Source organism: Pseudomonas sp. NPDC089401, from assembly GCF_044749485.1.
In the GTDB taxonomy this organism is placed as follows: domain Bacteria; phylum Pseudomonadota; class Gammaproteobacteria; order Pseudomonadales; family Pseudomonadaceae; genus Aquipseudomonas.
The window spans coordinates 182109-191623 of the sequence record NZ_JBIVIA010000006.1 but is presented as its reverse complement, the minus strand read 5'-3'; the positions used below and the strand labels follow the sequence as shown (position 1 = coordinate 191623).

The 9515-nt window shown below is 65.6% G+C and carries 9 protein-coding genes; 5 read left to right on the top strand and 4 right to left on the bottom strand.

Features of this window, described 5'->3' with window-relative positions:
• Positions 1-216: 216 nt before the first annotated feature.
• Positions 217-1128: a LysR family transcriptional regulator gene (locus ACIP21_RS15815; protein WP_400689109.1), complete on the bottom strand. Its 912-nt coding sequence runs from the start codon at positions 1126-1128 to the stop codon at positions 217-219.
• A 129-nt stretch (positions 1129-1257) separates the two neighbouring features.
• On the opposite strand from ACIP21_RS15815, the gene ACIP21_RS15810 reads away from it, so the two are divergent.
• The 4 genes from ACIP21_RS15810 to ACIP21_RS15795 are packed head-to-tail and all read left to right on the top strand — an operon-like array spanning position 1258 to position 4930.
• Positions 1258-2544: an MFS transporter gene (locus tag ACIP21_RS15810; protein WP_400689106.1), complete on the top strand. Its 1287-nt coding sequence runs from the start codon at positions 1258-1260 to the stop codon at positions 2542-2544.
• 9 nt (positions 2545-2553) lie between these two features.
• Positions 2554-3333, top strand: coding sequence for a 5-oxoprolinase subunit PxpA (locus tag ACIP21_RS15805; protein WP_400689103.1), 780 nt, complete (start codon positions 2554-2556; stop codon positions 3331-3333).
• A complete protein-coding gene (gene pxpB, locus ACIP21_RS15800) occupies positions 3330-4016 on the top strand; it encodes a 5-oxoprolinase subunit PxpB (protein ID WP_400689100.1) in 687 nt (228 codons plus the stop codon). The genes ACIP21_RS15805 and pxpB overlap by 4 nt, the downstream gene beginning before the upstream one ends.
• Positions 4013-4930: a biotin-dependent carboxyltransferase family protein gene (locus ACIP21_RS15795; protein WP_400689099.1), complete on the top strand. Its 918-nt coding sequence runs from the start codon at positions 4013-4015 to the stop codon at positions 4928-4930. Before pxpB ends, ACIP21_RS15795 begins: the two co-directional genes overlap by 4 nt.
• A 104-nt stretch (positions 4931-5034) precedes the next feature.
• On the opposite strand, the gene ACIP21_RS15790 is transcribed toward ACIP21_RS15795, so the two are convergent.
• The 3 genes from ACIP21_RS15790 to ACIP21_RS15780 form a co-directional block, all read right to left on the bottom strand.
• The gene (locus tag ACIP21_RS15790; RefSeq protein ID WP_400689096.1) at positions 5035-6213 is read right to left on the bottom strand and encodes a VWA domain-containing protein; all 1179 of its coding nucleotides are present in this window, start codon (positions 6211-6213) and stop codon (positions 5035-5037) included.
• A 12-nt stretch (positions 6214-6225) separates the two neighbouring features.
• Entirely contained in the window at positions 6226-7071 is an 846-nt protein-coding gene (locus tag ACIP21_RS15785) for a MoxR family ATPase (RefSeq protein ID WP_060510353.1), read from the bottom strand.
• A 209-nt stretch (positions 7072-7280) separates the two neighbouring features.
• Positions 7281-8354, bottom strand: a complete 1074-nt coding sequence (locus tag ACIP21_RS15780) for a DUF748 domain-containing protein (protein ID WP_400689093.1) — start codon at positions 8352-8354, stop codon at positions 7281-7283.
• Positions 8355-8487: 133 nt separating this feature from the next.
• Between ACIP21_RS15780 and cysK the strand changes: the two genes are divergently transcribed.
• Positions 8488-9462 (top strand): cysteine synthase A, encoded by a 975-nt coding sequence (gene cysK, locus ACIP21_RS15775; RefSeq protein WP_400689090.1) that lies wholly within the window; start codon positions 8488-8490, stop codon positions 9460-9462.
• Positions 9463-9515 lie beyond the last annotated feature (53 nt).

Here is a 9515-nt window from a genome sequence, read left to right as displayed (position 1 = left end):
CGTCTTTGAGAGCTGCTCCATACCTGTGGCTCCCACAGGGATATCACAGCCATTGAGAGCTGCTCCATACCTGTGGCTCCCACAGGGATATCACAGCCATTGAGAGCTGCTCCATACCTGTGGCTCCCACAGGGATATCGCAGCCTTTGAGAGCTGCTCCATACCTGTGGGAGCGGGTTTACCCGCGAAAGGGCCGGCACAACCAAAACTGAACCTTCAGACCAACACAATCCGCTGCCCACCCACATCCCGCGCATAGCGCTCCAGCACCTGCCGGCACACCCCGACCACCTCGTCCACCAAGGCCACCCCGGTCTGCCAGGCCACCACCAGCTCCAGGCTCGGCGGCGGCTGCAAGCCTTCCAGCAGCACCAGCTCCCCGCGACCCAGCTCGGCGTCCACCAATGCCGGCGGCAACGCCCCGATCCCGAACCCATCGCGCAACAGCCGGGTAATCGCCGCCACCGAGTTCACGCAATTCAACCGCGGTGCCTCGGCCCCCGCGCCTTGCAGCAGGCTGAGTACTTCCTGATGCGGCCGCGAGTTCTTCGAGAAGGTCATGATCCGCTCGCGCCCAAGCTCCGCCAGCGAGGCGTAGTCGCGGTGGTGCACGGAGCCTGCCGCGACCACCCAGCCCATCGGGTAGCGCGCCAGGTCCAGGCTGCGGATCGACTGCTCGCGCAGCAGGTCGGTCTGCAGGATCACGTCGAGAAAGCCCTTCTGCAACTGCTCGCGCAGGTTCAGCGCGGTGTCCGCCACCAGCTCGATCTCCACCTGCGGGTAGCGCTCGGTCAGCTCCGCCACCAGCGCGCTCATCCAGGTGTGGATCACCGTGTCCATCACCCCGACGCGAATGCGCCCGAGCTTGGCCCGGTCGCTGTCCAGCGACTGTTTCATCGCCTTGGCGGTGTCGAGCATGCGCTCGGCATACTCCAGCACCTTGCCGCCTTCCGGCGTCAGGCTCACGCCGCGGGAGTCGCGCAGCAGCAGTTTCACCCCAAGGTCGGCCTCCAGCGCGGCGATGCGGCTGGACACCGAGGCCTGGGTGGTGAACAGCTTCTCGGCGGTGAGGCGAAAGCTCTTGAGCCGGGCGACCCAGACGAAGGTTTCGAGGAAACGAAGGTTCATGATCAGTTTTTCTTGTTCCAGACCGGCGGTTTTTCTCGTTGGACGCCGCTGGCGCGGGCTCTGAACATGACGCCCAGGCCGCGACGCCCGACGTCGCCCATAAAACAATACCAACAAGCCGAGGCAAGCATGAACCCAAGCGGCGTGCAGCAACAGGTGCAATCCCCCCCTTCGAGCGGGCCGTTCGCCTGGTACCGCGACATCGACAGCCAGCAACGACGAACCTTCTGGAGCTGCAAGATCGGCTATGGCCTGGACGGCATGGACACGCAGATGCTCAGCTTCGTCATCCCCACGCTGATCATGCTCTGGGGCATCAGCACCGCCGAGGCCGGGCTGATCCACACCAGCACGCTGATCGCCTCGGCCATCGGCGGCTGGGTTGCCGGCATCCTTTCCGACCGCATCGGCCGCGTTCGCACCCTGCAACTGACGGTGCTGTGGTTCGCCTTCTTCACCTTCCTCTGCGGCTTCGCCCAGAACTACCAGCAACTGCTGATCGCCCGCACCCTGATGGGCTTCGGCTTCGGCGGCGAGTGGACCGCCGGTGCGGTGCTGATCGGCGAGGTGATCCGCGCCCAGGACCGCGGCAAGGCGGTGGGCATGGTGCAGTCGGGCTGGGCCATCGGCTGGGGCCTGACGGCGATCCTGTACGCGCTGCTGTTTAGCTACCTGCCAGCGGAGCAGGCCTGGCGCGCACTGTTCCTGCTGGGGCTGGTGCCGGCGATCTTCGTGATCTTCGTCCGCCGCCTGGTCAAGGACCCGGAAGTGTATCGCCAGGCCAAGGCGGGGGAGAAGGCCGAGGCGCCGTCGCACTTCTACGAGATCTTCGCCCCGGGGATGCTCTGGACCACCGTGCGCGCCTCGCTGCTGACCACCGGCGCGCTGGGCGGCTACTACGCCATCACTTCGTGGCTGCCGACCTTCCTCAAGCAGGAACGCGGCCTGAGCGTGCTCGGCACCGGCGGCTACCTGGCCATGGTGATCGTCGGTTCCTACATCGGCTATGTGGTCAGCGCGTACCTGTCCGACCTGCTGGGCCGCAAGAAGAACTTCATCCTGTTCGCCGTGGGTTCGTTCGTGATCGTGTTGCTGTACACGCAACTGCCGGTCAGCGATGGCGTGATGCTGTGGCTGGGCTTCCCGCTGGGCTTTTTCGCCTCGGGCATCTTCAGCGGCATGGGGGCGTTTCTCACCGAACTGTTCCCGACCCGGGTGCGCGGTTCGGGCCAGGGCTTCTGCTACAACGTCGGCAAGGTCATCGCCGCGATGTTCCCGCTGCTGATCGGCCTGCTCGGCGAAAAGGTGCCGCTTGGCCTGGGCATCGGCGTGTTCTCCGCAGTGTCCTATGGCGTGGTGATCGTGGCGGCGCTGAGCCTGCCGGAAACCCGCGGCAAACAACTCCAGGCGCGGTAAGGTAGGCCTATGAACATCGACACGGGAGCACGTCTGGTGAAACCCCTGCTACTCAATTGCGACATGGGCGAGAGTTTCGGCAACTGGCGCTTGGGCCTGGATGCCGAGGTGATGCCGTACATCGACTGCGCCAACATCGCCTGCGGCTACCACGCCGGCGACCCGGGCATCATGCGCAGCACCGTGGCCCTGGCGCTGGAGCACGGCGTGACCATCGGCGCGCACCCCGCCTACCCGGACCTGGTCGGCTTCGGCCGCCGCTCCATGGCCTGCAGCGATGAAGAGGTGCGCGACCTGCTGCACTACCAGATCGGCGCCCTCGACGGCATCTGCAAGGTGCTGGGTGGTCGGGTGGCCTACGTGAAGCCCCACGGCGCGCTGTACAACGACATGATGGCCGACCCGCGCAAGCTGCGCACCGTGCTGGAGGCAGTGGCGGCCTACGACAGCGGCCTGCCGCTGATGCTCATGGCCACCGCCGACAACCGCGCCGCCCAGGCTTTGGGCGATGAAATCGGCGTGCCGCTGTGGTTCGAGGCCTTCGCCGACCGCGCCTACACCGCCAGCGGCCACCTGGTCTCCCGGCGCCTGCCGGGCGCCGTGCACCACGACCCGGCGCAGGTGGTCGAGCAGGCCCTGCGCCTGGCCCGTGGCGAAACCCTGCTGGCCGACGATGGCAGCGCCTTGAGGCTCGAGGCCAGCACCCTCTGCGTGCATGGCGACAACGAAAGCTCGGTGGCGGCCGTGCGGCAGATCCGCCAGGCCCTCGATGCGCTGGAGGCGCGATGAAGCCGCGTATCGAAGTGGTGGCCATCGACAGCCTGATGGTGCGCCTGTTCGACCGCATCGACGAGGCCAACATGCCGTGGATGCTTGCCGCCAGCCAGCGGCTGAGTGCGGCGTTCGGCGCGAGGCTGGTGGACCTGGTGCCGTCCTACACCACGCTGATGGTGCAGTTCGACCTGCCGCCGGGAGAGGCGAGGACGCTGATCGCCCGGGCGCTCGAGGACCTGCAGCCGGACACCGGCAGTGGTGGCCGGCGCCACGAGATCCCGGTGTGGTACGACGCCAGCGTCGGCCCCGAGCTGCCGCTGCTGGCGGCCCGCAGCGGTTTGAGCGAAGCCGAGGTGGTGCGCCTGCACAGCGAGCGCGAATACCCGGTGTTCGCCCTCGGTTTCGCCCCCGGTTTCGGCTTCATGGGGCTGGTCGACGAACGCCTGGCCAGCCCGCGCCTGAGCACCCCGCGCAAGCGCGTGGCGGCCGGCAGCGTCGGCATCGCCGAGCGCCAGACCGCGGCCTATCCCGCCGTGTCGCCAGGGGGCTGGAACCTGATCGGGCGCACCCCGGTGCGCCTGTTCGACCGTGAACGCGAGGGCTACAGCCTGTTGCAGCCGGGCGACCGGGTGCGATTCGTGGCGGTGTCGCGTGACGAGTTCCTGGCCCTGGGTGGCGATGTGGAGGCGCAAGGATGAAGCAGTTGAGGATCGAGGCCAGCACCGCGCTGTGCCAGTTGCAGGATGCCGGGCGCTTTGCCGTGCGTCACCTGGGCGTGACCCAGGGCGGGGCGCTGGACTGGGTGGCGATGCACTGGGCCAACTGGCTGCTGGGCAACCCGCTGGGGGCGCCGGTGGTGGAAGTGGCGTTGGGTGGTTTTGCCCTGGTGGCCGAGCAGGATTGCGTGCTGGCGCTGGCCGGGGCCGATCTGGATGCGCGTGTCGATGACGAGCCGCTGCTGCCCTGGCGCAGTTTCACCCTGGGCAAGGGGCAGCGTTTGACCCTCAAGCAGCCGAAGCAGGGGGTGCGGGCGTATCTGGCGGCGCCGGGCGGTTTTCGGGGCGAGGCTGTGCTGGGCAGTTGCGCCACGGTCGTGCGTGAAGAACTGGGCGGGGTCGATGGGCGAGGCGCGGCGATCGAAAAAGGGCAGAGGCTGAGATTTGCCGGCGAGTCACCGGCCCTGCGCGACGTGGCTGAGGCGTTGCGTCCGAGCTACGCGGCAAGACCGCTGCTCGACCTGGTCATGGGCGCACAGATCGGCGATTTCAGCGGCACCAGTCTGTTCGAGGCGTTCAATCGGGACTGGACGCTGGACAGTCGTGCCGACCGTATGGGCATCCGCCTGCTCGGGCCGCAGCTGGTCTACCAGGGGGCGCCGATGATTTCAGAAGGGATTCCGCTGGGGGCGGTGCAGGTGCCGCCGGATGGGCAGCCGATCGTGCTGCTCAATGACCGGCAGACCATTGGCGGGTATCCGCGGTTGGGGGCGTTGACGCCGTTGGCCTTGGCGCAGCTGGCGCAGTGCATGCCGGGGACTGTGGTGCGGTTCAGGGCGGTGGTGCAGGATGAGGCCTGGCGGGAGCAGCAGGTTTACCTGGGCCGGTGGTTGTGAGGCTACTGGCCCTTTCGCGGGTAAACCCGCTCCCACAGGATTAGCGACAGGTCAGGCAAGCACTGAGCCTGTGGGAGCGGGCTTGCCCGCGAAGAGGCCTGACATCATTTGGACAGGTAGCGCATCCCTTCCTCCAACCCCTGCAAGGTCAACGGATACATCTTGTCCTCGATCAGATCCCGCACCAGGTGGGTCGAAGCCGTGTAATCCCAGGCCTGCTTGGGATAGGGGTTGATCCAGATGATCTTCTTGAATTTCTCCATGAAGCGCTGGATCCACACATACCCGGCCTCTTCGTTCCAGTGCTCGACGCTACCCCCCGGCTGGGTGATCTCGTAGGGCGCCATGGCCGCATCGCCGACGAACACCACCTTGTAGTCATCACCGTACTTGTGCAGCAGGTCGAAGGTGGCAAAGCGCTCCGAGGTACGGCGCAGGTTGTTTTTCCACACCGATTCGTACACGCAGTTGTGGAAGTAGTAGTACTCCAGGTGCTTGAACTCGGTCTTGCAGGCCGAGAACAGCTCCTCGCAGACCTTGACGTGGGCGTCCATCGAGCCGCCGATGTCGAACAGCAACAGCAGCTTCACCGTGTTGCGCCGTTCCGGGCGCATCTGGATGTTCAGCAGGCCAGCGTCGCGTGCGGTGTGGTCGATGGTACCGTCGATGTCCAGTTCCTCGGCGGCGCCTTCGCGGGCGAACTTGCGCAGCCGGCGCAGGGCCAGCTTGATGTTGCGCGTGCCCAGCTCGACCTGGTCGTCGAGGTTCTTGTACTCGCGCTGGTCCCACACCTTGACCGCCTTGCCCTGGCGCTTGCCGGCCTCGCCGACGCGGATGCCCTCGGGGTTGAAACCGCCCGAGCCGAACGGGCTGGTGCCGCCGGTGCCGATCCACTTGTTGCCGCCGGCGTGGCGCTCCTTCTGCTCTTCGAGGCGCTTCTTGAATTCCTCGATCAGTTTGTCCAGGCCGCCCAGCGACTGGATCTGCGCGCGCTCCTCAGCGCTGAGCGAGCGCTCGAACTCCTTGCGCAGCCAGTCTTCCGGGATCAGTGCCTCGATGTGCTGGTCGAGGTTCTCCAGGCCCTTGAAGTAGGCGCCGAAGGCCCGGTCGAACTTGTCGAAGTGGCGTTCGTCCTTCACCAGGATGGCGCGGGCGAGGTAGTAGAACTCGTCCATGTCGGCGAACACCACGCGCTTTTGCAGCGCCTGGTGCAGGTCGAGCAGCTCGCGCACCGACACCGGCACCTTGGCCGCACGCATTTCATTGAACAGGTTGAGCAGCATGGCCGGCTCCTGTCAGCGGTTGCCGCGCCGGCTCATGAAGGCCAGGCGCTCGAGCAACTGTACGTCCTGCTCGTTCTTCACCAGGGCACCGGCCAGTGGCGGGATGGCCTTGGTCGGGTCGCGTTCGCGCAGCACCGCTTCGCCGATGTTGTCGGCCATCAGCAGCTTGAGCCAGTCGACCAGCTCGGAGGTGGAAGGCTTTTTCTTCAGGCCCGGCACCTTGCGCACGTCGAAGAACACATCCAGCGCCTCGCTGACCAGCGACTGGCTGATGTTCGGGTAGTGCACGTCGACGATCTGCTGCAGGGTGCTGCGGTCGGGGAAGGCGATGTAGTGGAAGAAGCAGCGGCGCAGGAAGGCGTCGGGCAGCTCCTTTTCGTTGTTGGAGGTGATGATGATGATCGGGCGCTGCCTGGCCTTGATGGTCTCGTCGATCTCGTAGACGTAGAACTCCATCTTGTCGAGTTCCTGCAACAGGTCGTTGGGGAACTCGATGTCGGCCTTGTCGATTTCGTCGATCAGCAGGATGACCCGCTCGTCGGCCTCGAAGGCCTCCCACAGCTTGCCTTTCTTCAGGTAGTTGCGCACATCGTGGACCTTGTCCACGCCCAGCTGCGAGTCGCGCAGGCGGCTGACCGCATCGTACTCGTAGAGGCCCTGGTGGGCCTTGGTGGTGGACTTGATGTGCCAGGTGATCAGGCGCGCGCCGAACGAGGCGGCGAGCTGTTCGGCGAGCATGGTCTTGCCGGTGCCGGGCTCGCCCTTGACCAGCAGCGGGCGTTCGAGGGTGATGGCCGCGTTGACCGCCAGTTTCAGGTCGTCTGTGGCGACGTAGTCGCGGGTGCCTTCGAACTTCATCGGGTTTTCCTCTGTGGTGTACCTGCACCGCCCTCTTCGCGGGTGAACCCGCTCCCACAGGTAGCGTAATCCCTGTGGGAGCGGGTTTACCCGCGAAAGGGCCAGCCCAGGCAACAGATGTTTGTGATTTGCAACCGACTATAACGCGGCCCTCGGCAGCTGAAAACGCAGACCGGGTATTCAGTCCCTGAATGGCCCGTCACGCCGTCTCAGTCCGATTGTGGTGGTGGCTGCTCGTAGCGGGCATTGAACGCCTGGATGAAGCCATTGCGCAGAATCTGCAAGAACGCCTCGAAGGCACTGATGTTCTGCTGGTGCACGCTGCCGCTGAGCTCCACACGGGTGGCGAACTGGTTTTTCGGCTGGTTCTTCAGCACCGTCTCGCCGGCCCCGACGATGGCTTCCCAGATCGAGCGGAAGATGTTCTTGTTCCTGTTCTCCACATCCTGCTGCCAGTCGAACACGTCGACATCGCGCAACAACGGCTTGATATAGCCATGCAGCCGGCCATCCTCGGCCTGGGCCTCGATCACCAGGTCGCCGTGCCCGGCATTGAAGTCGAACTTGCCATAGGCGCTGGAGAAGTCGTTGAGCTTGCGCAGCTCGATGCCGGTGGCGCGCAGGCGGAACTCGAAGTCGTCGAAGTCGCTGAACGGGTCGAAGGTGGCGCGGCTCTCGACCTTGGCGTCGCCCAGCAGCCGGGCGCTGGCGTCGAAGCTGGCGTCGCGCCGGCCCTTCTGGTCGCGCACGTTGGTCAGGTTGCGGATGTCGGCCACCAGTTGCGTGGCCTTGAGGTCGACGGGCGGTTGGGCGTTGAAGTTGCGGAAGGTCAGGGTACCGTTGTCGATGCGCACCTGGTCGAGGGTGATGGGCAGCAGCTTTTCCAGCTGCTGGCGCCAGTTGGTGCCGCGACCGGTCTGCGAAGCCTGCTTGCTGCCGCCGTCGACGAAGTTGAGTTCGGGGCGCACGAAGGTCACCTTGGCCACCACGGCCTGGTCGTGGATCAGCGAATGCCAGCTCACCGACAGGTCGATCAGCGGCGCATCGAGCAGCGGCACTGGCACCTTGCCGGTGGTCTTGACGATCTTCAGGCCGTTGATCTGGTAGGCGCCACGCCACCAGGCCAGGTCCACGTCGGTGACCTGGCCGCGGTACTCGCCCATGTTGGCGAGCTTGTCGTTGAGGTAGTCGCGCACCAGGTAGGGCAGGGCCAGGTGCAGCGCCACCAGCAGCACGAGCAAGCTGGCCAGGCCGATCAGCGGCCAGCGGTAGCGGGCTCTCATCGCAAGCTTCTCCGTCGCGGGTTGTGCGGTTGACCGCAGGCCGCCGGGGCGAGTTCGAACGGGCTTTACGCGCTATCGGGGCGGGCTTACCCTTGAGGTCTTTCCCTGCTTTTTTCATGTCAAGGACCCTGCCATGAGCCGTATCTACGCAGACAACGCCCATTCCATCGGCAACACGCCGCTGGTGCAGATCAACCGCATCGCCCCGCGCGGGGTGACCATCCTGGCCAAGATCGAAGGGCGCAACCCGGGCTATTCGGTGAAATGCCGGATCGGCGCGAACATGGTCTGGGACGCCGAAAGCAACGGCAAGCTCAAGCCGGGCATGACCATCGTCGAACCCACCTCGGGCAACACCGGCATCGGCCTGGCGTTCGTCGCTGCCGCCCGTGGCTACAAGCTGATCCTGACCATGCCGGCCTCCATGAGCCTGGAGCGGCGCAAGGTGCTCAAGGCGCTGGGCGCCGAGCTGGTGCTGACCGAACCTGCCAAGGGCATGAAGGGTGCGATCGAGAAGGCCGATGAAATCGTCGCCTCCGACCCGGCCCGGTACTTCCTGCCAGGCCAGTTCGACAACCCGGCCAACCCGGCGATCCACGAGAAGACCACCGGCCCGGAAATCTGGAACGACACCGACGGCGCGGTCGACGTGCTGGTCGCCGGGGTCGGCACTGGAGGCACCATCACCGGCGTGTCGCGCTACATCAAGCACACCCAGGGCAAGTCGATCCTGTCGGTGGCGGTGGAACCGGTGTCCTCGCCGCTGATCAGCCAGACCCTCGCCGGCGAGGAACTCAAGCCCAGCCCGCACAAGATCCAGGGCATCGGCGCCGGCTTCGTGCCGAACAACCTCGACCTGTCGATCGTCGACCAGGTCGAGACCGTGACCGACGAAGAGTCCAAGGCCATGGCCATCCGCCTGATGCAGGAGGAGGGCATCCTCTGCGGTATCTCCTGCGGCGCGGCGATGGCGGCGGCGGTGCGCCTGGCCGAGAAACCGGAGATGCAGGGCAAGACCATCGTCGTGATCCTGCCGGATTCGGGCGAGCGCTACCTCTCCAGCATGCTGTTCAGCGACCTGTTCAGCGAACAGGAAAACCAGCAGTAATCGAGCCGGTCGCTGATCCGGCGCAATGTTCGGCGGCCTGGTTTATTGCAGAA